This window comes from Marisediminicola sp. LYQ85 (assembly GCF_046600695.1).
Taxonomy (GTDB): domain Bacteria; phylum Actinomycetota; class Actinomycetes; order Actinomycetales; family Microbacteriaceae; genus Marisediminicola.
Genome location: NZ_JBKIWO010000002.1, coordinates 725,778 through 748,031 on the forward strand (window position 1 = coordinate 725,778; position 22,254 = coordinate 748,031).

Annotated in this window: 23 protein-coding genes; 12 read left to right on the forward strand and 11 right to left on the reverse strand. The window is 68.7% G+C overall.

Annotated features, from left to right (window positions below):
• The first annotated feature begins 35 nt into the window (after positions 1-35).
• From ACLHG5_RS11870 to ACLHG5_RS11880, 3 genes are read left to right on the forward strand one after another with little or no spacing between them, the layout of a single operon-like run.
• Positions 36-1,751 (forward strand): circularly permuted type 2 ATP-grasp protein, encoded by a 1,716-nt coding sequence (locus ACLHG5_RS11870; RefSeq protein WP_411318959.1) that lies wholly within the window; start codon positions 36-38, stop codon positions 1,749-1,751.
• Positions 1,745-2,674, forward strand: a complete 930-nt coding sequence (locus ACLHG5_RS11875; RefSeq protein WP_411316530.1) for an alpha-E domain-containing protein — start codon at positions 1,745-1,747, stop codon at positions 2,672-2,674. Before ACLHG5_RS11870 ends, ACLHG5_RS11875 begins: the two co-directional genes overlap by 7 nt.
• On the forward strand, positions 2,671-3,516 hold the full coding sequence (locus ACLHG5_RS11880; RefSeq protein ID WP_411316529.1) for a transglutaminase family protein: 846 nt from the start codon (positions 2,671-2,673) through the stop codon (positions 3,514-3,516). Before ACLHG5_RS11875 ends, ACLHG5_RS11880 begins: the two co-directional genes overlap by 4 nt.
• Positions 3,517-3,540: 24 nt before the next feature.
• Here the strand turns inward: ACLHG5_RS11880 and ACLHG5_RS11885 are convergent, their stop codons facing one another.
• The 4 genes from ACLHG5_RS11885 to ACLHG5_RS11900 are packed head-to-tail and all read right to left on the reverse strand — an operon-like array spanning position 3,541 to position 8,802.
• Positions 3,541-4,431, reverse strand: a complete 891-nt coding sequence (locus ACLHG5_RS11885; RefSeq protein ID WP_411318960.1) for an energy-coupling factor transporter transmembrane component T family protein — start codon at positions 4,429-4,431, stop codon at positions 3,541-3,543.
• Complete coding sequence (locus tag ACLHG5_RS11890) at positions 4,428-6,236, reverse strand: ABC transporter ATP-binding protein (RefSeq protein ID WP_411318961.1); 1,809 nt, start codon at positions 6,234-6,236, stop codon at positions 4,428-4,430. The genes ACLHG5_RS11885 and ACLHG5_RS11890 overlap by 4 nt, the downstream gene beginning before the upstream one ends.
• Entirely contained in the window at positions 6,167-7,102 is a 936-nt protein-coding gene (locus ACLHG5_RS11895; protein WP_411316526.1) for a cell division protein FtsQ, read from the reverse strand. The genes ACLHG5_RS11890 and ACLHG5_RS11895 overlap by 70 nt, the downstream gene beginning before the upstream one ends.
• Positions 7,099-8,802 (reverse strand): HAD family hydrolase, encoded by a 1,704-nt coding sequence (locus ACLHG5_RS11900; RefSeq protein WP_411318962.1) that lies wholly within the window; start codon positions 8,800-8,802, stop codon positions 7,099-7,101. The genes ACLHG5_RS11895 and ACLHG5_RS11900 overlap by 4 nt, the downstream gene beginning before the upstream one ends.
• Before the next feature lie 125 nt (positions 8,803-8,927).
• Between ACLHG5_RS11900 and ACLHG5_RS11905 the strand changes: the two genes are divergently transcribed.
• Positions 8,928-9,947: a LacI family DNA-binding transcriptional regulator gene (locus ACLHG5_RS11905; RefSeq protein WP_411316524.1), complete on the forward strand. Its 1,020-nt coding sequence runs from the start codon at positions 8,928-8,930 to the stop codon at positions 9,945-9,947.
• 10 nt (positions 9,948-9,957) lie between these two features.
• On the opposite strand, the gene ACLHG5_RS11910 is transcribed toward ACLHG5_RS11905, so the two are convergent.
• The gene (locus tag ACLHG5_RS11910) at positions 9,958-10,812 is read right to left on the reverse strand and encodes a DNA-methyltransferase (protein ID WP_411316523.1); all 855 of its coding nucleotides are present in this window, start codon (positions 10,810-10,812) and stop codon (positions 9,958-9,960) included.
• Positions 10,813-10,857: 45 nt separating this feature from the next.
• Here ACLHG5_RS11910 and ACLHG5_RS11915 point away from each other — a divergent pair, with 45 nt between their 5' ends.
• Entirely contained in the window at positions 10,858-11,154 is a 297-nt protein-coding gene (locus ACLHG5_RS11915) for a GNAT family N-acetyltransferase (RefSeq protein WP_411318963.1), read from the forward strand.
• A 132-nt stretch (positions 11,155-11,286) separates the two neighbouring features.
• Positions 11,287-12,135 (forward strand): bacteriorhodopsin, encoded by an 849-nt coding sequence (locus ACLHG5_RS11920; protein ID WP_411316521.1) that lies wholly within the window; start codon positions 11,287-11,289, stop codon positions 12,133-12,135.
• 31 nt (positions 12,136-12,166) lie between these two features.
• On the opposite strand, the gene ACLHG5_RS11925 is transcribed toward ACLHG5_RS11920, so the two are convergent.
• From ACLHG5_RS11925 to ACLHG5_RS11940, 4 genes are read right to left on the reverse strand one after another with little or no spacing between them, the layout of a single operon-like run.
• Positions 12,167-13,216, reverse strand: coding sequence for a lipoyl protein ligase domain-containing protein (locus ACLHG5_RS11925; RefSeq protein WP_411318964.1), 1,050 nt, complete (start codon positions 13,214-13,216; stop codon positions 12,167-12,169).
• Between the two features lie 42 nt (positions 13,217-13,258).
• On the reverse strand, positions 13,259-13,627 hold the full coding sequence (locus tag ACLHG5_RS11930; RefSeq protein WP_411316519.1) for a hypothetical protein: 369 nt from the start codon (positions 13,625-13,627) through the stop codon (positions 13,259-13,261).
• Positions 13,624-14,253 carry an Asp23/Gls24 family envelope stress response protein gene (locus ACLHG5_RS11935; protein WP_411318965.1) on the reverse strand — a complete coding sequence of 210 codons (630 nt, stop codon included), beginning with the start codon at positions 14,251-14,253 and terminating at the stop codon, positions 13,624-13,626. The genes ACLHG5_RS11930 and ACLHG5_RS11935 overlap by 4 nt, the downstream gene beginning before the upstream one ends.
• Positions 14,250-14,843: an RNA polymerase sigma factor gene (locus ACLHG5_RS11940; protein WP_411316516.1), complete on the reverse strand. Its 594-nt coding sequence runs from the start codon at positions 14,841-14,843 to the stop codon at positions 14,250-14,252. Before ACLHG5_RS11940 ends, ACLHG5_RS11935 begins: the two co-directional genes overlap by 4 nt.
• A 163-nt stretch (positions 14,844-15,006) precedes the next feature.
• Here ACLHG5_RS11940 and ACLHG5_RS11945 point away from each other — a divergent pair, with 163 nt between their 5' ends.
• From ACLHG5_RS11945 to ACLHG5_RS11955, 3 genes are all read left to right on the forward strand, one after another.
• Complete coding sequence (locus ACLHG5_RS11945) at positions 15,007-15,486, forward strand: Asp23/Gls24 family envelope stress response protein (protein WP_411318966.1); 480 nt, start codon at positions 15,007-15,009, stop codon at positions 15,484-15,486.
• A 119-nt stretch (positions 15,487-15,605) separates the two neighbouring features.
• Positions 15,606-15,776 (forward strand): CsbD family protein, encoded by a 171-nt coding sequence (locus tag ACLHG5_RS11950; RefSeq protein WP_411316514.1) that lies wholly within the window; start codon positions 15,606-15,608, stop codon positions 15,774-15,776.
• Between the two features lie 137 nt (positions 15,777-15,913).
• Complete coding sequence (locus ACLHG5_RS11955) at positions 15,914-16,798, forward strand: oxidoreductase (protein ID WP_411318967.1); 885 nt, start codon at positions 15,914-15,916, stop codon at positions 16,796-16,798.
• Here the strand turns inward: ACLHG5_RS11955 and ACLHG5_RS11960 are convergent.
• Positions 16,782-17,657, reverse strand: coding sequence for an alpha/beta hydrolase (locus ACLHG5_RS11960; RefSeq protein ID WP_411316512.1), 876 nt, complete (start codon positions 17,655-17,657; stop codon positions 16,782-16,784). The genes ACLHG5_RS11955 and ACLHG5_RS11960 overlap by 17 nt on opposite strands.
• Before the next feature lie 112 nt (positions 17,658-17,769).
• Here ACLHG5_RS11960 and ACLHG5_RS11965 point away from each other — a divergent pair, with 112 nt between their 5' ends.
• The 3 genes from ACLHG5_RS11965 to ACLHG5_RS11975 all read left to right on the forward strand — a co-directional run bounded on the left by ACLHG5_RS11965 (position 17,770) and on the right by ACLHG5_RS11975 (position 21,083).
• The gene (locus tag ACLHG5_RS11965; RefSeq protein WP_411316511.1) at positions 17,770-18,183 is read left to right on the forward strand and encodes a MarR family winged helix-turn-helix transcriptional regulator; all 414 of its coding nucleotides are present in this window, start codon (positions 17,770-17,772) and stop codon (positions 18,181-18,183) included.
• A 5-nt stretch (positions 18,184-18,188) separates the two neighbouring features.
• The gene (locus tag ACLHG5_RS11970) at positions 18,189-19,469 is read left to right on the forward strand and encodes an MFS transporter (protein WP_411319004.1); all 1,281 of its coding nucleotides are present in this window, start codon (positions 18,189-18,191) and stop codon (positions 19,467-19,469) included.
• Positions 19,470-19,577: 108 nt separating this feature from the next.
• Positions 19,578-21,083, forward strand: coding sequence for an alpha-N-arabinofuranosidase (locus ACLHG5_RS11975; protein ID WP_411318968.1), 1,506 nt, complete (start codon positions 19,578-19,580; stop codon positions 21,081-21,083).
• 135 nt (positions 21,084-21,218) lie between these two features.
• On the opposite strand, the gene ACLHG5_RS11980 is transcribed toward ACLHG5_RS11975, so the two are convergent.
• Positions 21,219-22,244, reverse strand: a complete 1,026-nt coding sequence (locus ACLHG5_RS11980; protein WP_411316509.1) for a LacI family DNA-binding transcriptional regulator — start codon at positions 22,242-22,244, stop codon at positions 21,219-21,221.
• Positions 22,245-22,254 lie beyond the last annotated feature (10 nt).

A 22,254-nucleotide genomic window follows, 5' to 3' on the forward strand; every position in this document is an offset into this window, starting at 1 on the left:
CACCGCCGCAACATCCGCCCGAATAGAGTGGCCGAATGGGAGACCTTTTCGACGGCTACACGGATGTTGCCGCACGCACCCGTCCTCGCGCGGGGGCGGCACCGTTCGACGAGATGTTCGCGACGCCGAGCTCGACGCGGGCCCCGTATCGCGAGATCCATGCGGCTCTGAGCCAGATGACTCAAGACGAGCTGCGGGGTCGCACCGACGCCCTCGCGAGCTCGTATCTCGCCCAGGGGGTCACGTTCGACTTCGCGGGCGAGGAGAGGCCGTTCCCCCTCGACGCCGTTCCGCGCGTGATCGACCAGGCCGAGTGGTTGGATGTCGAGGCGGGCGTGAAGCAACGCGTGCGGGCGCTCGAGGCTTTTCTCGCCGACATCTACGGGCCGCAGAACGCCGTGCGCGACGGCGTCATCCCGGCGGCGCTCATCAGTTCGTCGAGCCACTTCCACCGGCAGGCCGCGGGCATCGACCCCGCGAACGGCGTGCGCATCCACGTCTCGGGGATCGACCTCATCCGTGACGAGACCGGCGGATGGCGCGTGCTCGAAGACAACGTGCGCGTGCCCTCGGGCGTGAGCTACGTCATCTCCAATCGTCGCGTCATGGCGCAGACCCTCCCCGAGCTCTTCGTGAGCATGCGCGTGAGGCCCGTCGGCGATTACCCGCACAAGCTCCTGCACGCGCTGCGGGCGAGCGCGCCTCCCGGTATCGACGACCCGACGATCGTCGTGCTCACGCCCGGCGTCTACAACTCGGCGTACTTCGAGCACACGCTGCTCGCCCGCCTCATGGGGGTCGAGCTCGTCGAGGGCCGCGACCTGTTCTGCTCCGGTGGCCGGGTGTGGATGCGCACGACCTCGGGCCCGACCCGCGTCGACGTGATCTACCGCAGGGTCGACGACGAGTTCCTCGATCCTCTGCAGTTCCGCGCGGACTCGATGCTCGGCTCGCCCGGACTCATGCTCGCCGCGAGGCTCGGCAACGTCACGATCGCGAACGCGGTCGGCAACGGCGTCGCCGACGACAAGCTCGTCTACACCTACCTGCCCGACCTCATCGAGTACTACCTGTCGGAGAAGGCGATCCTTCCGAACGTCGACACGTGGAGGCTCGAAGACCCGGGGGCCCTCGAGGAGGTGCTCGATCGACTCGACGAACTCGTGGTCAAGCCCGTCGACGGCTCGGGCGGCAAAGGTCTCGTCGTCGGCCCCGACGCGTCGAAGGGCGAACTCGAGGCTCTGCGCTCGCGCTTGCTCGCCGACCCGCGCGGCTGGATCGCGCAGCCCGTCGTGCAGCTCTCGACGATCCCCACCCTCGTCGACGACGGTCTCCGCCCGCGTCACGCCGACTTGCGCCCCTTCGCCGTCAACGACGGAACGGATGTCTGGGTGCTCCCCGGCGGCCTCACCCGTGTTGCGCTTCCCGAGGGTCAACTCGTCGTCAACAGCAGCCAGGGTGGCGGTTCGAAAGACACCTGGGTGGTCGGAACGACGCCGCTGCAGGTGTCGAGGCACAGCATCCAGGGTCTCGTCGCCGACCAGGCCGCACCGACCGAGTCGATCACGGTCATCACACCCGAGATGCTCGCCGAGGCCGAGGGTCGCGCCCCCGACCAGCACGCCCACGATCACCCGCAAGACCACGGTCAGCAGGAGCAGCAGCAGCAGGGCCGCGACGCCGTTCCGACACGCTCGACGACCGATACCGATACCGATACCGATACCGAGACGGAGGCGCCCGCATGCTGAGCCGTATCGCCGAGTCGCTCTTCTGGATCGGCCGCTACATCGAGCGCAGCGACGGCACGGCGCGCATCCTCGACGTGCACCTGCAGTTGCTGCTCGAAGACCCGTGGATCGAGGAGGACATCGCGTGCCGCTCGCTCTTGAGCGTCATGGGAAGCGCCATCCCCGAAGACCGCGAGCTCAGTCGCAGCGACGTGCTCGACATCCTCGCGGTCGACCGTGCCGAGCCCGCCTCGATCGCCTACTCCCTCGGCGCCGCGCGCGAGAACGCCCGCCGGGCTCGCGAGATCGTGTCGAGCGAGCTGTGGGAGTGCCTCAACACCACGAGGGCACGCATGCCGCGCAAGGTCGCGGGCGACAAGGTGCACGAGTTCTTCGGCTGGGTGCGCGAGCGATCCGCGCTCGCCGTGGGCATCATCGAGTCGGCGACGAGCCGCGACGAGGCGTGGCAGTTCTTCACCCTCGGGCGCAGCATCGAGCGTGCCGACATGACCGCGCGCTTGCTTTCGACGAGGTCGCTCACCGAGGCGAGTGGGCCGTCGTGGACGACCATCCTGAGGTCGTGCGGGGCATACGAGCCCTACCTCCGCACCTACCGCGGCATGCCGAGCGCGCGCAACGCCGCCGAGTTCCTCCTGCTCGACAGGCTGTTTCCGCGCTCCATCCTCTTCTCGGTGCGCCGCGCGGAGATGTGCATGCGCGACATCGAGCCACGCACCGACCGTGTCGGCACCTCCGATCACGCCCTCCGCCGGCTCGGCCAGATCCGCAGCGACCTCGAGTTCCGGCCGATCGCCGACATCCTCGACGACCTCCCGACCCACATGGACAACGTGCAGCTCGCCACGAGCGCCGCGTCCGAAGCGATCCGCGAACGCTACTTTCCGAAGAACGCCGAACCGAGTTGGGTGAGTGAGAACTCGTGAAGCGCCTGCGCATCAAACACAAGACCGGATTCCACTATCAGGGAGAGGTGACCGCGTCGTACAACGAGGCGCGGATGCTCCCGGTCAGCTCCGAAGGCCAACTCGTGATGTATTCGGGGCTCGAGATCTCCCCCATGTCGGCGCAGAACGCCTACGTCGACTACTGGGGGAGCCGGGTGTCGTCGTTCGAGATCCTCACGCCCCACCGCGAGCTCGCCCTCACCGCCACGAGTCTCGTGGAGGTGCGCGATCGCGAGCATCCCCACGAGGTCATCGCGTGGGACGACCTCACGGAGCTCGCCGACCGCGCGACGGAGTTCGTGGAGCAGCGCGGGCAGACGCGACGCACCGCTCCGCCCGCCGACGTCGTCGAGCTCGCGCGGAGCATCGCCGACAGCTGTGTGAGTCCGTGCGAGGCCGCGATGCAGATCTGCGTCGCGATCGGTAAGAGCGTCGAGTACATGACCGGGGTGACCGGCGTGCACACCACTGCGGCCGAGGCGTGGGAGCACCGCAAGGGTGTCTGCCAAGACATCGCCCACCTCGCGATCGGGGCTCTGCGGTCGGTCGGCATCCCCGCGCGCTACGTGTCGGGCTACCTGCATCCGAAACCCGACGCGGCGATCGGGGAGACCGTCACGGGCGAGTCGCACGCGTGGGTCGAGTGGTTCTGCGGCAGCTGGCGCGGGTTCGACCCCACCAACCTCATCGACATCGGCGACCGCCACGTGCTCGTGGGGCGGGGGCGCGACTACAACGACGTTCCGCCGTTGCGCGGCGTCTACGCCGGCCCGTTCAAGTCCGAGCTCTTCGTCACGGTCGAGATCACGCGCGAGTCGTAGGCCGGTGCCGCGCTCGCCGCGTGCTCAGCCTCCGGTGGCGCGGACGTAGAAGGGCAACGCGCCCCCGATCAGGTATGCCCCGACGATGATGCCGACGCTCACGACGAGCAGTGCGACATCCCGCCCCCGCACTCGCAAGTACGACAGTCGGATGCGCTGGCCGTCGGGGTGCTCCATCGCGTAGGTGAACCCTCGGGTCTCGAGCGCTTCGACGGTCGTGCGGGTGCGCTTGGCCGTGTTGAGCATGAGCGGGTAGAACGCCGCGACGGTCACCCGGCACAGCCTCACGACGTAGCGCCAGCCGAGGAAGCCGGGGGAGCGCACGGGGGCCGACCGCACGCGGTGGCCGTCGACGATGGTGTGGAACTCGTCGACGAGGATGGGGAGCATGCGGTAGCCGTAGCTGACGCCGAAGCTCAGGAGCGCCGGAGCGCGAAAGCTCAGGAGGGCGTCGGAGAGCTTCTCGGGGTCGAGGGAGACGAACGCCGCCATGCTCGCCATGCTGAGCGTGCCGAGTTTGAGGGTGAGCTCGAGGAGTGAGAGCACGGTCGTGAGGTCGCCGCCGAAGAACCACGAGGCCGCGAAGACGTAGAACCCTTCGCCGATGAGACCGATCACGAAGAGCCCGAGCACGAGGGGACCGACCCGGCTCGCGAACACCGAGATCGCCGTCACGACGAACAGGATCGCGAGCACGGTGAGGTTGTGCGTGAACCACGGGCTCACCCCCATGAGGAGGTACCAGACGACGACGACGCGCGGATCCATGATCGACAGGAGTCCACCGCGCGTCGCATACGCGGTGCGGAGGAGCTCGAGCTTGACCCACTCGACCGAGAGGGTGTCGCGCTCGCGCCGGTTCTTCGTCAAGCGGGGTGCGCGAGCCTCGAGCGGGGGAGTTGCCGTCGTCGTCACGATCCGACCCTTTCGTGTGATCGATCGCCCGCTGTCGCGGCGAATCGGGCGGTGAACTCGGCGACGCTCAACACCGGAGGGTGAGCGCCGAGAGCGATGCCGACCTGGGTCACTTGCGGGGGCACGAGCATCGCCTCGGCGAGCAGGTCGGCGTCGGCGAACAGGTCGCGCGGAGTGCAGTCGCGCAGCACGCGGCCGTTGCCGAGAACGACGACGCGATCGGCCCACTCGGCGACGAGGTGCATGTCGTGGGTCGCGACGACGACGCAGCGGATGCGGTCGGAGAGGTCGGCGAGCATCTCGATGACGACGTTGCGCGTCGCGACGTCGAGGCTCGACGTCGGTTCGTCGAGCAAGAGCAGGAGGGGTGTCATCGCGAGCCCGATGCCGAGCGTCGCTCGTCGCTGCTGCCCGCCCGACAGCATCCGCCCGTCGCGGTCGGCGACCCCGAGCAGATTCATGCGTTCGAGGATGGTCTCGACCGTCTCGAGGGCGTCGACGCGCGCGCGAGAGCGAGGGAACATCGCGATGTCGGCGCGCACCGTGTCGTTGAGGAACATCTGCTCGGGGTGCTGGTGCAGGTACGACACCCGGTCGGCGAGCTCCGCCGCCGAGATCGTGCGGGTGTTGGTTCCGTCGACGACGACTTCGCCCGCGAGGGGCACCTTGAGCCCGGTCAGGAGGCGGAGCAGGGTGGATTTGCCCGCACCGTTACCGCCGACGAGGGCCACGCGCTGGCCCTCGTGCAGCCGGAGGTCGACGCCGTCGAGCACCGTCGATCGGCGGCCCTCCACGGTGCGGTATCCGAAGTGCACGGAGTCGAGCTCGGCGACCACGGGGGTGCACGCGGCGGGCGTCTCATCCGCTGTCGCCGTCGATGCCGCCGCTGGCGGGTGCGCTGCGCCGGGGTGGTCGACTCGCCCGCGCATCGCCTCGGCGAGCTCGTCGACGGTCGTCGACACGGGGCGGTCGGGGGTCAGGGCTCGACTCACGTGCACGACCTGCGGCGCGGGGATGCCGTGCTCCGCGAGCTCGTCGGCTCGAGAGAGCGCGTCTCGAACGGGAAGGTGCCACGCGACGGTCCCCTGCGACATGAGCACGACGCTCCGGCAGTAGCGCGCCACGAACTCGGCGTGATGCTCGATCACGATGATCGTCGTGCCGAGCGTGCGGTTGAGCTCCGAGAGCCTCTCGTAGACCTGTTCCGCGTGCACGGGGTCGAGTTCGGCGACCGGTTCGTCGACGATGATGACCTCGGGGCGCATCGCGAGCACGCTCGCGAGAGCGACGAGGTGCTGTTGGCCGCCCGAGAGCTGCCAGACGAACCGGTCTCGCAAGTGCGCGATGCCGAGGCGCTCCATGGCCTCCTCGGTTCGAGCAGCGTGGTCGGCGAGCCCGTAGTTGACGGGCCCGAACGACACCTCGTCGTGCACCGTCGGGCGCACGAGCTGGTTCGTGAAGTCCTGGTAGACGTAGCCGACGAGGTGCGACAGTCGCGCGACCGAGACCTCGGTGGTGTCGTGACCGGAGACGAGCACCGAACCGCTGAACTCCCCCGACCAGTAGTGCGGGATGAGCCCGTTGAAGCTCTTGCAGAGCGTCGTCTTGCCCGACCCGTTGCCGCCGACGACCGCGACGAAGTCGCCCCGTTCGATGGTGAGGTCGACGTGCTCGAGGCTCGGCGCCGCCGCTCCGGGGTAGCGGAATCCGAGGTCAGTGACCTCGATCACCGCGCTCACGAGGTGCGGTCGGGCGACCGGGGCTCGACCGCCGCGCGGTCGGCGGAGCGGCGAGCGATCATCCATCGCACGATCACGACGGCCGTGACGAGCACGATGATGGCGGCCGACACCCCGATCCACAGGAACTGCGCTCCGTACTGCCCGATGAAGTCGGGTTCCCACACGCCGAAGGTCACGTCGAGTTCGTCGAGGAACGCCATGATCATGGCGACGAACGAGAGGAAGAGGGCGCCGATGACGAAGGGTGCGGATGCCCGCGCCCGTCGCGCGACGGGAACAGCGGGGTCTCGCGGAGCCATGCCGAGCAAGGGCTCGATCTTGCCGTACAGACGCGGAGCGAGGAGCATCGCCGGGATCGCCCCGAAGATGATTCCGCTGATGATGAAGTCGGTGCTGAAGGCGATTCCCTCGAGCAGCAGGATGCTCTGCGGCAAGCCCTCGACGTATTCGGCGTCGGCGACCCCGACCCAGACCTTGCCGACATCCACGATTCCGCCGACGAGCTTGTCGAGGAGCACCGTGACCATGGCGGCCATCGCGACCTGCCAGCGTTTGCGCGGGTCGCGCACGAGTGAACCGCCGATGTAGAGCCCGAGGGCGAGCTGGATGTAGCCCTCGAGCTCGCCGATGCCCGAGAAGTTGCCCATGAGGAGGTCGACGAAGACGATCTCCCCGAGGGGGGCTCCGAGCGCTCCGTAGAGCGGGTGGAAGAGGCACACGATGACGACGGGCACGAACGCGAGGTACGACACCGAGAGTTCGACCGGTCCGAGCCTGAGCTCGGGGAGCACCTCGGTGAGGATGTTCGCGAGCCCGAACATCGTCATCGAGAGAACGAAGACCATGAGCTTCTGCGCTTGACTCAGTTCGCCCGGCCGGGGGATTCCTCGGCGCGCGGGAGTGCTGGTCGCGGGAGTCGTGCGGGTCATGAGAGTGCCCTTTCCTGTCGACGCCGGGTATCGGCGCTCGGGGGGTTGCCGGGGGAGATCGCCTCGCACAGGAGGCGGTCGAGTTCGTGGATCGAGTCGATGACGACGTCGGGCCGCTCGGGCCCATCGAGCGTCGCGGCGTGGTCGACGGTGGCGTCGTCGAGCGATCCGCCGCGCACGAGGATGGCGACCGGGATTCCCGCCGCGTGGGCCGCGACCATGTCGCGGTCGGGTTTGTCTCCGACGAACCAGCAGTGTTCGGGGTGCACCCCGAGGGCGGCGATCGCTTCGTCGGGCATCGCGCGGTCGGGTTTGCGACGCCCCAGCTCGTCGGAGTAGATCTGCACGGCGAAGAGGTCACCGAGGTCGGCGTCGGCGAGGCGCCGCCTCACGGCACGCCCGCTCAGGGTATTGGAGACGATCCCCACGGGGATCCCCGCGGTCCGCGCCCGCTCGAGCAGGTCGCGCACGCCGGGGCGGATCGAGGTCGAGCTCTTGACCGAGGCGTAGTGGTACGACAGTTCGGTCGCTTCGGCGCGCAGCCACGCGCGTTCCGCCGCGGCGAGTCCTGCTCCCACGATCTCGCACCAGAATTCGCGCGGGGTGATCTCGAGAACGCGGGAGGAGTGTTCGCCGCCGTCTTTCCACTGGCGATGCCGGAAGCGCGCGGTTTCGAGGGCGGATGTCATCACCGCGTCGTCTGTCGAGAGTCCGGCTTCGCGCATCCGCCGGGCGATGTCCGCGCCGAACCGGCGCTGGGCGGCGACGTCTTTCACGGAGGTCGAGATCACTCCGCCGTGGTCGAGGAGGATCGCGCGGGGCGCGGCGACGTGTGCGGGCACGGCGACGGCGCTCTCGCTCCCGGTCGTCGACGGCAGCCGCTCTGCAGTGGTGTCGGGCACGGTCGCGGCGAGCACGGGCACGAGCTCGAGCGGTGTCGCGAAGACGGCGTCGGCGGAGGCGTCGACGCTGTACGGCGGCTCGTCGGTGTGCTGGGAGCGCGTGAGCACGACGGCTCCCACGGAGGCGCGTCGGCCGGCGACGACGTCGCGATCGACCGTGTCTCCGACGAACCAGCAGCGCTCGGCGGTCGTGCCGAGGGCGGTCGCGGCGAGCTGCACCATGCCGGGGTGCGGCTTGCGCATGCCGACCTCGTCGGAGTAGATCTGCACGCCGATGTGCGACGACAGCCCGTGCCTCTCGAGCAGGGCGCGATGCGCTCGCCCGGAGTGGGCGTTGCTCACGATCCCGACGGGGATCGAGAGCTCGGCGGCGCACTCGAGCAACTCGACGACGCCCGGGCGCACCTCGTGGTCGGAGAGCACCGGGGTGATGCGGTCGAGGAGCCCGGCGGCGTCGGCGGCGAGGGTCGCCCGCACGGCGTCGGGGAGGTCGGACGCGAGGAAGTCGGTCCAGATCTCTCTCGGTGCCAGTTCCACGGGTTCGCGGCGCCGGCCCGCCGAGTTCTTCCAGTCTTTGAGGGCGCGCAAGCCGGCGTCGAGGGCACGGTGCAGTTCGGCCGAGGAGACGTCGTGGCCGACCGCGGCGAGCTCGGCGTGGAGGAGTTCCGCGGCGTCGCGGCGCCCGGTCGGTCGTTTCGTGGTCTGGAACAGCACCCCGCCGAAGTCGAGGAGCAGGGCGTCGGGGCGTCGCGCGAGCCTGCGGGTCGCGCTCGCGCCGGGGGCTGTCTGGAAGTTCATGGTTGCGAAGTTATGAGCCGACGGTGAACGACCGGCGACGGGGAGGGGGAGACGAGGTTGCGAGTGCTGGAACGTTCCAGTTCACTCGAGCAAGGCCCGCGCGCGAAGGCGGCCATACTGGACCCGTGGTGACCGCCGATACCTCGAGACCGACGATCGTCGACGTCGCGCGCGAGGCCGGGGTGTCGAAATCGCTCGTCTCGCTCGCTCTGCGCGGCGACCCGGGAGTCAGCGACGCCACCCGCGCCCGCATCACCGATGTCGCCGTGGCGCTCGGATATCGGTCGAACCGGCTCGCCCGCTCACTCGTTCAAGGCCGCACCGCGCTCTTCGGTGCCGTCACGACAGACCTCGGCAACCCGTATTACACCGAGATCCTCAGCGGAGTCGAGATCGCCGCCGAGACCGCGGGATTCGATCTCCTCATCGGCCAGGGGCGACGGGACTCGGCGCTGCTCGGGGCGAGAGTCGGCGACATGGTCGGCCTGGGTGTCGACGGCATCATCGTCGTGAGCTCGCGCGTCGACCCCGCGGCGCTCGCCGCCGCCGCCTCACGCCTTCCGGTCGTGGTCGTCGGCAAGATGCCTCGATCGGTGTCCGGCGTCGACACGGTCACGAGCGACGATCGCAGCGGCGCCTTCGCCGCGACCACCCACCTCCTCGACCTCGGGCACCGCGCGATCGCCTTCGCGAGCGCATCCACCCGACCCGCGGCCCTCGGCCGACGCGCGGGATACACCGCCGCGATGGAGGGCCGGGAGGGCGCCCGGCAACCGCTCGTGGTCGGTGCATCCGATCTGATCGAGCTCGAGCGGCGCGTGCGGGAGGTGCTCTCGACGCCCGAGGCGAGGCCCACAGCCGTGGTCGCGAGCAACGATCTCGCGGCGATCGCGATCCTCGACGCCGCGATCGACCTCGGGCTCGACGTGCCGGGCGAGCTCTCCATCGTCGGTTACGACAACACGGCGCTGGCCTCGCTCGTGAGACCGCGACTCACGAGCGTGGATCAGCCGAGTGACGCCATCGGGAGACTGTGCGTCGAGATGATCGTCGAGCGACTCGACGGCCGCTCGTCGGATCGCCACGAGGTTCTCGAACCGCGACTGGTGGTTCGGGCGTCATCGGGGCACGCGATCGCGAACTGATCGGGCGCGATCATCCGAACTCGACGCCGTCGTGGTCGGCGAACCGCGCGCGCATGACGCGCAACGCGTCGGGGCTCTCGTCGACGAGAACGAAGCGTCGGCCGAGCGCGAGGGCGGCCGCGCCGGTCGTGCCGCTTCCGGCGAAGAAGTCGAGCACCCAGTCGCCCTCGCGAGAGGATGCCGCGATGATGCGCTTGAGGATGCCGAGAGGCTTCTGGGTCGGATAGCCCGTCTTCTCGTGCCCCGTCGGGCTCACGATCGTATGCCACCAGACATCCGTCGGCAGTTTGCCGAGGGCGGCCTTCTCGGGGGTCACGAGCCCCGGCGCCATGTAGGGCTCGCGATCGACCGCCGACGAGTCGAAGTGGTAGCCGAGGGGGTCTTTCACGTAGACGAGGATCGTGTCGTGCTTCGTGGGCCACCGGGTCTTCGACTTGGCGCCGTAGTCGTAGGCCCAGATGATCTCGTTGAGAAAGCACTCGCGGCCGAAGAGGGCGTCGAGCAGCACCTTCGCGTAGTGCGCTTCGCGATAGTCGAGGTGCAGGTAGAGCGTGCCGTCGTCGGCGAGCAGCCGCCATGCTTCCGCGAGTCTCGGCTCGAGAAAGCTCCAGTAGTCGTCGAAGCTGTCGTCGTAGCGCACGAGGTCGCCGCGGATGCGGTCGTACTGCTGGCCCTTGAACCCGCGCACGGCGCCGTCGGGGTTGCGCTCGCTTCTCGTCGACTGCCTCGACTGAGATCTCCCCGTGTTGAACGGCGGGTCGAGGTAGACCACGGTGAACGCGCCGTCGGGCAGGGGGCGGGTCGCGGCGAGGTTGTCGCCGTGGATCACGCGGCTCGGGGAGTCTCGCGACCAGGCTTCGGGCATCCGCTCATTGTGCCGTACTCCCGGCGGCGCGCTTACGCTGGGCTCATGACCGACGCGCCAGCGACAGAACTGATCGACGAGACCACCCACAACCGCTTCGTCTACCGCGTCGACGGCGAGGATGTCGGCGTCGCCGACTACCAGCGCACCCCGGGTGTCATCCACATCGTGCACACCGAGGTCGACGCGCATCGCCGCGGCGCGGGTGTCGGGGGCGACATGGTCCGCGCCATCCTCGATCGCATCCGTGACGAGTCGAGCGACAGCGTCGGCGCCGATTGCCCCTTCGTGAGGTCGTGGCTCGACGACCACCCCGACTACCTCGGTCTCGAAGCCCGATAACCCGATCGGCGCGGGCTGCGACTCGAGTTGATAACGATCCCTCGAGTATGTGGACGCAGCCTAGAAACTCCAGCTACTGCGCGCACACTAGCCCCGAGCAGGTCAGTCCAGACCTTCAGTAAGGAGCTAACCGTGATCCCCGACGAACTGACTCAGGGTCAGTACGACACCGTCTACAACTTCCTCTCGCTCGTGATCGCAGCGCAGCTGTTCACCGCGATATTCCTCGTCATCTCGCTACCGCGGCTACTCCCGCGCTATCGCCAGGCGATCACTGTCGCCGCGATCGTCTGCGGAATCGCGGCATACCACTACTTCCGCATCTTCTCCTCGTTCACCGACGCCTTCGTGACGGATGCGGTCGGCGGCGCGGGCACGTACGTCCAGGCCGAGGGAGCCTCGTTCAACGAGGGGTACCGCTATGTCGACTGGCTTCTCACCGTGCCGCTTCTGCTCGTCGAACTCGTCGCGGTGCTCGCCCTCGCACGGTCGGTGCAGACAGGCCTGCTCCTCAGGCTCATCCCCGCGTCGGCGCTCATGATCGCCCTCGGATACCCCGGTGAGATCAGCGACGATCTCGGAACACGCGGTCTCTTCGGGCTGCTGTCGACCATCCCGTTCCTCTACATCCTCTACGTGCTCTTCGTTGAGCTCACCAAGTCGCTCAAGACGCAACCGGAGAACGTGCGCAAGACCCTCGGCAACCTCAGGTTCCTCCTCCTGCTCAGCTGGGGCGTCTACCCGATCGCCTACCTGCTGCCCATCCTCGACATCGGTGGCGCGGATGCCTGGGTCGGGTTGCAGATCGGATACTCCGTGGCCGACATCGTCGCCAAGGCGGTCTACGCGCTCATCATCTTCCGCGTCGCACGCATGAAGTCGTTCGCCGACGACACCGACTTCGCGGCGATGGAGATGTCGCGAGACGAACTCCGCACGACCGACACGAGCGGCTCCTCGAGCGCGCCTCGCCGAGGCTAGCCTCCGGGTGCCCTGACCGCGATCGCGCGAGTCAGGGCACCCGGCGCAACCACTCCTCGGTGGCGAACTTCTCGGCGACGAGATTCTCCGCCTTCGCGAGTTCGTCTGCCGTGATCTCCCCCGCCGTCGACCCGTAGAGTCCGGCGAACGTCGCCTTCATCTTCTCGATGATCTCCTCGCGAGGCAGACCGGTCTGGCTCCGCAAGGGGTCGACACGCTTCGCCGCGCTCTTCGTGCCCTTGTCGCTCATCTTCTCGCGACCGATGCGCAGCACCTGCACCATCTTCTCGCCGTCCATGTCGTAGCTCATGGTCACGTGGTGGAGCACGGCGCCGGCACCGAGGCGCTTCTGCGCTGCACCGCCGATCTTGCCCGTCGGGCTCGTGATGTCGTTGAGGGGCTGATAGCTCGCGTCGATCCCGAGCGACTTGAGGGCGATGATGACCCACTCGTCGAGGTAGGCGTAGGAGTCGGCGAAGGTCATGCCCTGCACGAGGTCCGACGGCGCGTAGATCGAATAGGTGATCGCGGTTCCCGCCTCCATGAACATCGCGCCACCCCCGCTGATGCGGCGCACGACCGAGAACCCGAACTTCGCGGCGTTGTCGAGGTCGACCTCGTTCTTCACCGACTGGAAGCTGCCGATGACGACGGCGGGCGCATCCCACTCCCAGATGCGGAGGGTCGGGCCACGGCGTCCGGCGCCGACCTCCTCGGCGAGCACCTGGTCGAGGGCCATCTGCATCTGCGGGGAGTACGCGCGGTCGTGGACCACTTTCCACTCGTAGTCGCGCCACCCCGTCGCACGCGAGAGCGAGCGGCGAACGGCGACGGCCACCGCCTCGGGCGTGATGCCGAGCAATTGCGCGTCGGCGGGGAGGGCGGCGCGCACGGCGGCGGCGATCCGCTTGGCGTCGCTCGACTCCGGCAGACCCTCGACTGCGGCGTTGATGTCGTCGAGCGCGCTGTCGGGCTCGAGGAAGAAGTCGCCGGCGAGACGGAAGTTCGTGATGACGCCCTGCTCGACATCGAGATCGACGACCACGAGTTTGCCCCCGGGGACCTTGTATTCACCGTGCATCGTGTCGCCTTTCTTCGGGAGTCAGCATAAACCTCCGCGCTGTCAGCCGATCCGTCCGATCTCGACGGTGATCTCGACCGCGAGACCGGAACCGAACGCACCCGAGAGGTGGTCGCTCACGGCGTCGAACACGGCACGGCAGGTCGCCGATGCGGGGCGGGAATCGGCGGCCGCGATGCGCACCGCAACGGTCATGACCCCCTCGCGCTCACCGACGACCACGGGGGAGTCCTCCCGGCGAACCACCGCGGCGACGACCGTGCCGACGATCGCCGTCACGGCCGGGCGGGCGTCGTAGACGTGCTCGACGCCCTCGACCGCACCGACGACCGCCGTGAGGTCGGCCGCGAGGCCCGGGGACCGCTCGAAGGGCTCGACGCCCTCGGGGATGGCTGATGTCTCGATCGTCATGCGAGTGCTCCTCCGTTGCTCCGCCTCAAATGCACGTCGGAGACGAGGACGTCGATCGACGAGACCGCGAGCTCGGTGTGCTGGAGGAGGCTCGTCGAGACCTCCGACCGGATGCGCGCGGCGACCGCCGGGATGTCTTCGCCCCAGAACACGCTCACCTCGACGAGCACGTCGATGGGCTCGCCGGGAACCGTCACGTCGCCGCGCAAGCGGCACTTGCCGACGATCGCCCCGGGAACAGCGTCGCCCGCCGCGCGCACGAGGGCGAGAACCGCGCCCTCGGTCACGGTGAGTGTCGCTCGCGGCGACGGGTGGGCGAGGGGGATCGAGCGGCCGGCGCGGGACTCCCTGTTGACGTTCGCGATGATCGACGTCACCCAGCTGTCATCGCGACCGACGTCCTCCGCGGCATCCTGCTCGAGGAGTTCGGCGGCGACGGACCGCACGCGCAAGAGCGACCGGTAGGCGAGGTCGTACTCGGGGTCACGGTCGAGCAGCTCGGCGGGAGGGGTCTCGTCACGCTCGATGTAGTCGGTGAGGAGATCGATGATGGCGTCGTCGGTGCCATCGGCGATGCCGTCGACGGTGCGGTCATCGGTGTTGTCGCCGGTGGTGTCGTCGGTCATCGCCATTCCTCCATCTCTTTCGCGAGTGTCTTCCGTGCCCGAGCGAGCGAACCCCGCACGGTCGACGGTGGGATGCCCAGTTCTTCGGCGATCTCGTCGTAGCTGCGGTCACCCACTTCGCGCAGAACCCAGCACTGGCGTTGCACGACAGGAAGCCTCGAAAGGGCGCGGGAGAGCACTTCGCGCTGCGACGCGACCTCGGCGAGACGGTGGGGGGACTCGGAGTCGCTCGTCTCGGCATCCCAGTCCTCGAGAGGCTCCACGCGGCGACGCGAGCGCACTCGGTCGATCGCCTTGCGCGACGCGATTTTCATGAGCCACGCTTTGACCGCCGTGACCTCGGTGGTCGCGAGCTCGCGCCACGCGGTGATGAACGCCTCCTGCACGACGTCGTCCGCATCGCTGTTCGAACCGAGGATGCGGATGACGTACGCCCGCATGAGCGGACCGTGCCGGCGCACGAGAATCTCGAACGCGCGCTCGTCGCCGTCGGACGACCGGCCCGCAAGGATTCCGTCGGATGCCTCGCTCAGGTCGAACGGCGCGGAGTCCGAGGGGGAGACCTGCTCGCTCAGTTCGTCTGTCGACATCTCACACCGCCCGGAAAAGTTATTCGATTCACGCGTGACGAAAGTGCTCGTCGTCACGTCTCAGTAGTGACTATTCCACGAACCGACGAAACGTTGGTTCCGAATAGTCGGTGCGGCCACCGGCCGCCAGCCAGACATCCACTTTGTGAAAGGACTCACCACCATGGCCACCACCTCCTCCGCCGCGACCCCGAACACCGCACCGAACGCTGCCGGCGGGACGTCCACCGCGAAGGCCCGGGGAACGATGGCCCAGGGAACGACGGACCTGGGCACGACGGTCATCGACGACGGTGTCGTCGCCAAGGTCGCGGGCATCGCGGCGCGCGAAGTGCCGGGAGTCTTCGAGCTCGGTGGCGGGGCCGCGCGGGCCCTCGGTGCCATCCGCAGCGCGGTCAACAGCACCGACCTCGCTCAGGGTGTGGCGGTCGAGGTCGGCGAGACCCAGGTCGCGGTCGACATCTCCCTCGTCGCGGAGTACCCCGTCGCGCTGCAGACCGTGGCCGACAATGTGCGCTCCTCGGTGCGCTCGGCGATCGAGTCGCTCGTCGGCATGGAGGTCACCGAGGTCAACGTGACCATCAACGACGTGCACGTTCCGTCGGACGACGACACCGCCGAGGCCGACACCCGCGTCAGCTGAGCCCGACCCCCGAATCCCCCCCCCGGTGCCGCCCCCCGGCACGCCCCACCCCCACCCCCACCCCACCCAATCCGCATCGCCCCACCGTCAGGTCGGGCCCCAGAGAGAAGGAAGAACACATGAGTGCAGCAGACAAGCTCAGCAACGCCGCCCAGGACCTCGCAGGCAAGGCGAAGGAGGCCTTCGGAAAGGCAACCGGCAACGACGAGGTCGCGGCCGAGGGCAAGGCCGATCAGTCGGCAGCCACCGTCAAGAAGGCCGGCGAGAACATCAAGGACGTCTTCAAGTAAGACGCAGCACCACTGCGAGGGGCGATGCCGAAAGGCATCGCCCCTCGTTCGCGTTGCGGCTCGACGGTCACCCGCGTCGCCCGGCGTGCGCCCGGCGCACTCAGGTCGCACCGCGGTGCCCGACGTAGCATCGCGACATGGCTCAGACCGGATGGACGACGACCGACATGCCCGACCTCGACGGCGGCACCGTGATCGTGACGGGCGCCAACAGCGGGATCGGCCTCGAGGCCGCGCGCGCGTTCGCCGCTCACGGCGCCCACGTCGTCCTCGCGGTGCGCGACACCGCGAAGGGGCGATCGGCCGCTCCGACTGTCACGGGTTCCGTGGAGGTCCGTGAGCTCGATCTCGCCGACCTCGCGTCGGTGCGGCGGTTCGCCGACGACTGGTCGGGCGACATCCGATTGCTCGTCAACAACGCGGGAGTGATGGCTCCTCCCCTCATGCGCACGGCCGACGGCTTCGAGCTGCAGTTCGGTACCAACCACCTCGGCCACTTCGCCCTCACCGCAGCGCTCATCGAGCACGTGACCGACCGGGTCGTGACGGTCTCGAGCCTCGCCCACCGCGCGGGTCGCATCGACTTCGTCGACCCGAACTGGCACGACCGCAAGTATCAGCGCTGGGCCGCATACGGGCAGTCGAAGCTCGCCAACCTGCTCTTCACTCTCGAACTCCAGGCGCGACTGACGCACGCGGGATCACGCGTCATCGCGACCGCGGCCCACCCGGGGTTCTCCGCGACCAACCTGCAGGGGCGCTTCGACTCGGGGCTCGCCGCAAAGGTGACGGCACTCGGAAACAGGGTCTTCGCCCAAGACGCCGCGAGTGGGGCGCTTCCGACACTCTTCGCCGCGACGGCGTCGGTTCGCCCCGGGGCCTACGTCGGACCGTCGGGAGTCGGGCAGTCCCGAGGCGCGCCCCGGGTGGTCGGGTCGACCACCGCGGCGGAAGACTCCGACGTCGCGCGCCGCCTGTGGACGATGTCCGAAGAGCTCACCGGGGTCACCGCCCGGGTCTGAACCTCAGGTCGAGCCACGTCACGAGGTCGGTCGTGACGTCGGCGAAGTTGGTCTCGTTGTAGATCTCGTGGCGTGCATCCGTGTACACGATGAGTTCGACGTCGCTGAGCTTCGAGCGGGCGATGTACGCCTCCGCGAGCAGCTCGGCGCTGCGTGTCCCCCCGAAGCTGTCGTCGCTCCCGACCTGGATGAGCACCGGAAGATCGTTCGAGAGCGAGCGGCGGGGGCGGCCGAGCATCCGCAGGCTCTCTCGCACACCGAAGAGCTTTTTGGCGTCGGCGACGAACGCGAGCTCGTCGGCGGCGAACGCGGCGGCGACGCTCTCGTCGCGACTGAGCCACTCGTGCCCCGTCGTGCCGAGGTGGCGGTGGTGGGCGTTCAGGTCACCACCGTTCATGTGCTTGATCGTGCGGTAGGCCGTGCCCGAGAGCACGATCGCGTCGTAGTCGTCGGCGTGCGAGTTGACGAGCATCTGCGCGATGATCGACCCCCAGCTGTGCCCGAAGAGGATGAGGGGAACGCCCGCGTTGTCGCTGCGGATGATGCCGCTCAGCTGGTGGACGGCGTCGACGGTCGCGACCATCCCCCCTGCCCCGAGGGTTCCGAGTTTCGACACGTCGCCATCGTGCTGCTGGAGCCCCGTGAGGCCGTGGCCGCGGTGGTCGTCGGCATAGACGGTGTAACCGGCGTTGACGAGGGCCTGAGCGAGTCTCTCGTAGCGAGCGGCGTACTCGCCGAGGCCGTGCGCGATCTGGACGACGCCGCGGGGCTTGCCCGTCTTCCACTGGTAGTAGTGCACGACCACGCCGTGCGCGTCGGTGAACGTGTGGTCCTGTCGTGCCGCAGTGAACTGGATCACGGTGTCCTCCTCGTCCCCGCAAGTCTACGGCGGGCACGGCAGCGGTCGGGGTGGCGTGACCGGGCCCGGCCCCGCCGTTCGTTAGCGGCGCTAATTTGTTAGGCTAAGTAATATGCCTCACGACGACCATGAACTGCGACTGACGATCCTGAGGCTCGCGCGACGCATCCGGCTCATGCAGGCAGACGAGAGCGTCACGGAGGGCCAGCGCACCGCGCTCTTCCAGCTGCACAGGCACGGCCCGCAGACGCTCGGATCACTCAGCGCCCTCGAGAGGGTCTCGCCGCCGAGCATGAATCGCACCGTCGGTGCTCTCGTCGACGCCGGACTCGTCACGAGAGTGACAGACAGCGACGATGCTCGCCGCGTCACCATCGCGCTCTCCGTCGACGGAGACGCGTTCGTCGCCGAGACCCGGCGGAGGCGCGACGAGTGGTTCACGCGCCGACTGCACACGCTCGCCGCCGACGAGCGACAACTGCTCCTCGACGCGACACCGATACTCGCGAGACTGGCCGACGAGTGAGTTCGATGTTCCGGTCGCTCAGCGCCCGCAACTACCGCCTGTTCGCCGCGGGCGCGCTCGTCTCCAACGTCGGAACCTGGATGCAGCGCACGGCCCAGGACTGGCTCGTGCTCACCCAGCTCACCGACAACGACGCCGTCGCCCTCGGCACCGTCGTCGCGCTGCAGTTCGCGCCGCTCCTGCTCCTCCTGCCGGTCACGGGCCTCGTCGCCGACCGTTTCGACCAGCGCACGATCCTCATGACCACCCAGGCGGCGATGGCCGTGCTCGGAGCCGCCCTCGGCGTCATGACCATCACGGGAGTGGTCGAACTCTGGCACGTCTACGCGTTCGCCGCCGCCCTCGGCTGCGTCGCGGCCTTCGACGCCCCCGCCCGGCAGACCTTCGTCGCCCAGCTCGTCGGCGCGCCCAACCTCTCGAACGCGGTCGCGCTCAACTCGGCGTCGTTCAGCGCGGCCCGCATGATCGGGCCCGCGATCGCCGGTCTCCTGACCGCCGCCGTCGGGGCAGGCTGGGTCTTCGTCATCAACGCGATCACCTTCGCCGCCGTGCTCGCGGCGCTCGCCGCCCTGCGCGCCGACGAGTTCGCGCCGATGGGGCGCGCCGACCGAGCGCGCGGCGACCTCGTCGGAGGGTTCCGATACATCGCGGCGCGCCCCGACATCCTCATCGTGCTCGTCATGATCTTCATCGTCGGCACCTTCGGGCTCAACTTCGGCATCTACATCGCCACGATGGCGCGCATCGAGTTCGGCGCGGGGGCCGCGACATTCGGCGTGCTCTCATCGGTGCTCGCGATCGGCTCCGTCACGGGCGCGCTGCTGTCGGCCAAACGCGAGAAACCGCGGCTGCGCTTCGTGCTCGCCTCGGCCGTGCTCTTCTCGGTGGGATGCGCGCTCGCCGCCGTGCTGCCGACGATGCTGCTGTTCGCGGCCGCGCTCCTGCTCATCGGGGTCGCGGCGCAGACCTTCATGACCACGGCCAACGGACTCGTGCAGCTCACGACCGATGCGCGCGTGCGCGGACGAGTCATGGCGATCTACATGGCCATCTTCCTCGGTGGCACCCCGCTCGGGGCGCCCATCGTCGGCTGGGTCGCGAACGAGCTCGGTCCACGTTGGGCCCTCGGCGTCGGTGCGGGTGCGGGACTCGTCGCCGCGGTCATCGGGGTCGGGTGGCTCATCCGTCATCAGCACTTGCGGATCAGCCTCGCGGGCCGTCGGATCGCGCTCAACCACGACGGCGCCGATCTCGCCGCCGACCCCGGACTGCAAACACCCCGGTGACGGTCGGTAGAGTGAGACTCGCCCGCCGTCGGTAACCGTTGTAAATCGGATGCTCGGCGGGCATGCACCGCGTCACGTCAACGAAGAGAGCACCGGGAGAATCACCAGATGGTCACAGCCGAAATCGTCATCGACCCCGCCGCCGTCGTGGCCCCGATCGATCGCCGCATCTTCGGCTCCTTCGTGGAGCACCTCGGCCGCTGCGTCTACGACGGCATCTACGAGCCGACGCATCCGACCGCCAACGACGACGGGTTCCGGCTCGACGTCGTCGACCTCGTCAAAGAGCTCGGCTCGACGACCGTGCGCTACCCCGGAGGCAACTTCGTGTCGGGATACCGCTGGGAAGACGGTGTCGGGCCGCGCGAGAGCCGGCCCGTCCGGCGCGATCTCGCGTGGCACACCCTCGAGACCAACCAGGTCGGAACCGACGAATTCGCTCGCTGGTGCGCCCTCACCGGCTCGGAGCTCATGCTCGCGGTCAACCTCGGCACGCGGGGCATCGACGCGGCACTCGACCTGCTCGAGTACACCAACCACCCGTCGGGCACGGCGCTGAGCGACCAGCGCATCGCCAACGGGTCGGTCGAACCCCACAACGTGCGCATGTGGTGCCTCGGCAACGAGATGGACGGCCCGTGGCAGACCGGCTACATGACCGCCGACGACTACGGCAAGCTCGCCGCGCGCACCGCCCAAGCGATGAAGGCGGCGGACAAGACGCTCGAACTCGTGGTGTGCGGCTCATCCGGGTCGAACATGGCGACGTTCGGCGACTGGGAGCGCACTGTCCTCGAGCACAGCTACGAGCACGTCGACTTCATCTCGTGCCACGCCTACTACCAGGAGTACGGCGGCGACCTCGGGTCGTTCCTCGCGTCGAGCCTCGACATGCAGTACTTCATCGAGACCGTCGTGTCGACGGCCGACCACGTGGGCAACAAGCTCCGCAGCGCCAAGAAGATCAAGCTCTCGTTCGACGAGTGGAACATCTGGTACCTCGAAGAGCACCAGCAGTCGGATGAGATCAGCGACGAGTGGCTCGTCGCCCCGCGCCAGCTCGAAGACGTCTACTCCGTCGCCGACGCTGTCGTGCTCGGCAACCTCCTCATCACGCTGCTCAAGAACCACGACAGGGTCGCGTCGGCCTCGCTCGCGCAGCTCGTCAACGTGATCGCCCCCATCCGGACCGAGCCCGGCGGAGCGGCATGGCGCCAGACGACCTTCTTCCCGTTCTCGGTCACATCGCGACTCGCTCGCGGCGAGGTCATCGCGCCGCGCATCCACGTCGACACCTACTCGACCAAGCGCCACGGTGACGCCCCGCTCGTCGACTCCGTCGCGACGGTCGACCGCGACGCCGGCACCGCCGCGGTGTTCCTCGTCAACCGCAGCCAGACCGAGTCGATCGAGGTGACGATCGACCTGAGCGGCCTCGCCATGTCCACGGTCACCGAGGCCGTGAGCCTCCACGACGACGACGTCTACGCCCGCAACACGGCGGACGACCAGAACCGCGTCGGGCTCGTCGACCTCGAGGGCGCCGAGCTCTCCGACGGTCGCCTCACCGTGACCCTCCCGCCGGTCTCCTGGTCGGCGGTAGCCCTGGCCTGACCCGCCCCGCCCTGCCCTGCCCCCAGCCCCCGCCCCAAACCACGCAGTTTCCGCGAGGGGATGCCAGATCCGGCATTCCCTCGCGGAAACTGCGTTCGGTGGGCGGGTGTCGTCCGCGTCAAGCGGAGGCGGGCGTCAGGCGGAGTCACGCTCGACGAGTCGCGTGGGCAGGATGCGCTCACGCTCGATGTCCTCGCCGCGCAAGCGTGCAAGGAGCATGTTCGCCATCGTCGCGCCCGTGACCTCGGCGGGTTGATGCACCGTCGTGAGGAGCACGTCGCCGTCGACCGCGGCGGGGGCGTCGTCGAAACCGACGACCGCGACATCAGCGGGCACGGAGCGCCCCGACTCCCGAAGCGCGGCGACCGCGCCCGATGCCATGAGGTCGCTCGCCGCGAAGACGCCGTCGATGTCGGGATGCTGCGCCAGCAGTTGTCGCATCGATGCCGCCCCACCCGCGCGAGTGAAATCCCCGCGCACGAGACGCTCGCTCGAGAGGCCCGCCGCGTCGAGGGCGCGCTTCCAGCCGACCGCGCGATCGATGCCGGGACGCATGTCGTCGGGCCCCGCGAGGATCGCGATGCGCGTGCGCCCGATGTCGATGAGCTTCTGCGTGCCGAGCATGGCCCCCGCGACGTTGTCGACGTCGACGAAGTATGTCGGGGTCTCCGTCGACTGGAGGAGACGCCCGTTGAACACCACGGGGAGCGCGGCGGCGAGCTCGGTGAGCTCGATGTCGGTCGAGTGGTGCGACACCACGAGAGCACCGTCGACGTTGCCACCGAGCAGGTAGCGCACGGTGTTGCGCGCCGAGCCCTTCGACTTGGCAAGCTGCAACACGAGAACGTAGTCACTGTCGTCGAGCACCGACGTGATGCCCGCGACGATCGAGGCGAAGTAGGGGTCGCCGAAGAACCTCGTCGTGTCCTCCGGAACGACGAGAGCGATGGCCATGCTGCGCCGCTGCGCGAGCGACCTCGCCGCGCGATTGGGCACGTAGCCGAGAGACTCGATGGCGCGCTGGACGGTCGCCACGACATCCGCCGCGACCTTCGGCGAACCGTTGACGACGCGCGAGACGGTCGACCTCGACACCCCGGCCGCGGCGGCGACCGCTTCGAGCGTCGGCGCGGCCGACCGCGGCACGTGCTCGATCGTCATTGCGGAAGTC

What these genes read in the sequence shown, in the direction of transcription:
- ACLHG5_RS11870 (WP_411318959.1), top strand. Translation starts at nt 36, where the DNA reads ATGGGAGACCTTTTCGACGGCTACACGGATGTTGCCGCACGCACCCGT.
- ACLHG5_RS11875 (WP_411316530.1), top strand. Translation starts at nt 1,745, where the DNA reads ATGCTGAGCCGTATCGCCGAGTCGCTCTTCTGGATCGGCCGCTACATC.
- ACLHG5_RS11890 (WP_411318961.1), bottom strand. Translation starts at nt 6,236, where the DNA reads ATGGATGATCGCTCGCCGCTCCGCCGACCGCGCGGCGGTCGAGCCCCG.
- ACLHG5_RS11895 (WP_411316526.1), bottom strand. Translation starts at nt 7,102, where the DNA reads ATGACCCGCACGACTCCCGCGACCAGCACTCCCGCGCGCCGAGGAATC.
- ACLHG5_RS11900 (WP_411318962.1), bottom strand. Translation starts at nt 8,802, where the DNA reads ATGAACTTCCAGACAGCCCCCGGCGCGAGCGCGACCCGCAGGCTCGCG.
- ACLHG5_RS11910 (WP_411316523.1), bottom strand. Translation starts at nt 10,812, where the DNA reads ATGCCCGAAGCCTGGTCGCGAGACTCCCCGAGCCGCGTGATCCACGGC.
- ACLHG5_RS11915 (WP_411318963.1), top strand. Translation starts at nt 10,858, where the DNA reads ATGACCGACGCGCCAGCGACAGAACTGATCGACGAGACCACCCACAAC.
- ACLHG5_RS11925 (WP_411318964.1), bottom strand. Translation starts at nt 13,216, where the DNA reads ATGCACGGTGAATACAAGGTCCCCGGGGGCAAACTCGTGGTCGTCGAT.
- ACLHG5_RS11930 (WP_411316519.1), bottom strand. Translation starts at nt 13,627, where the DNA reads ATGACGATCGAGACATCAGCCATCCCCGAGGGCGTCGAGCCCTTCGAG.
- ACLHG5_RS11935 (WP_411318965.1), bottom strand. Translation starts at nt 14,253, where the DNA reads ATGACCGACGACACCACCGGCGACAACACCGATGACCGCACCGTCGAC.
- ACLHG5_RS11940 (WP_411316516.1), bottom strand. Translation starts at nt 14,843, where the DNA reads ATGTCGACAGACGAACTGAGCGAGCAGGTCTCCCCCTCGGACTCCGCG.
- ACLHG5_RS11945 (WP_411318966.1), top strand. Translation starts at nt 15,007, where the DNA reads ATGGCCACCACCTCCTCCGCCGCGACCCCGAACACCGCACCGAACGCT.
- ACLHG5_RS11950 (WP_411316514.1), top strand. Translation starts at nt 15,606, where the DNA reads ATGAGTGCAGCAGACAAGCTCAGCAACGCCGCCCAGGACCTCGCAGGC.
- ACLHG5_RS11955 (WP_411318967.1), top strand. Translation starts at nt 15,914, where the DNA reads ATGGCTCAGACCGGATGGACGACGACCGACATGCCCGACCTCGACGGC.
- ACLHG5_RS11965 (WP_411316511.1), top strand. Translation starts at nt 17,770, where the DNA reads ATGCCTCACGACGACCATGAACTGCGACTGACGATCCTGAGGCTCGCG.
- ACLHG5_RS11970 (WP_411319004.1), top strand. Translation starts at nt 18,189, where the DNA reads ATGTTCCGGTCGCTCAGCGCCCGCAACTACCGCCTGTTCGCCGCGGGC.
- ACLHG5_RS11975 (WP_411318968.1), top strand. Translation starts at nt 19,578, where the DNA reads ATGGTCACAGCCGAAATCGTCATCGACCCCGCCGCCGTCGTGGCCCCG.
- ACLHG5_RS11980 (WP_411316509.1), bottom strand. Translation starts at nt 22,244, where the DNA reads ATGACGATCGAGCACGTGCCGCGGTCGGCCGCGCCGACGCTCGAAGCG.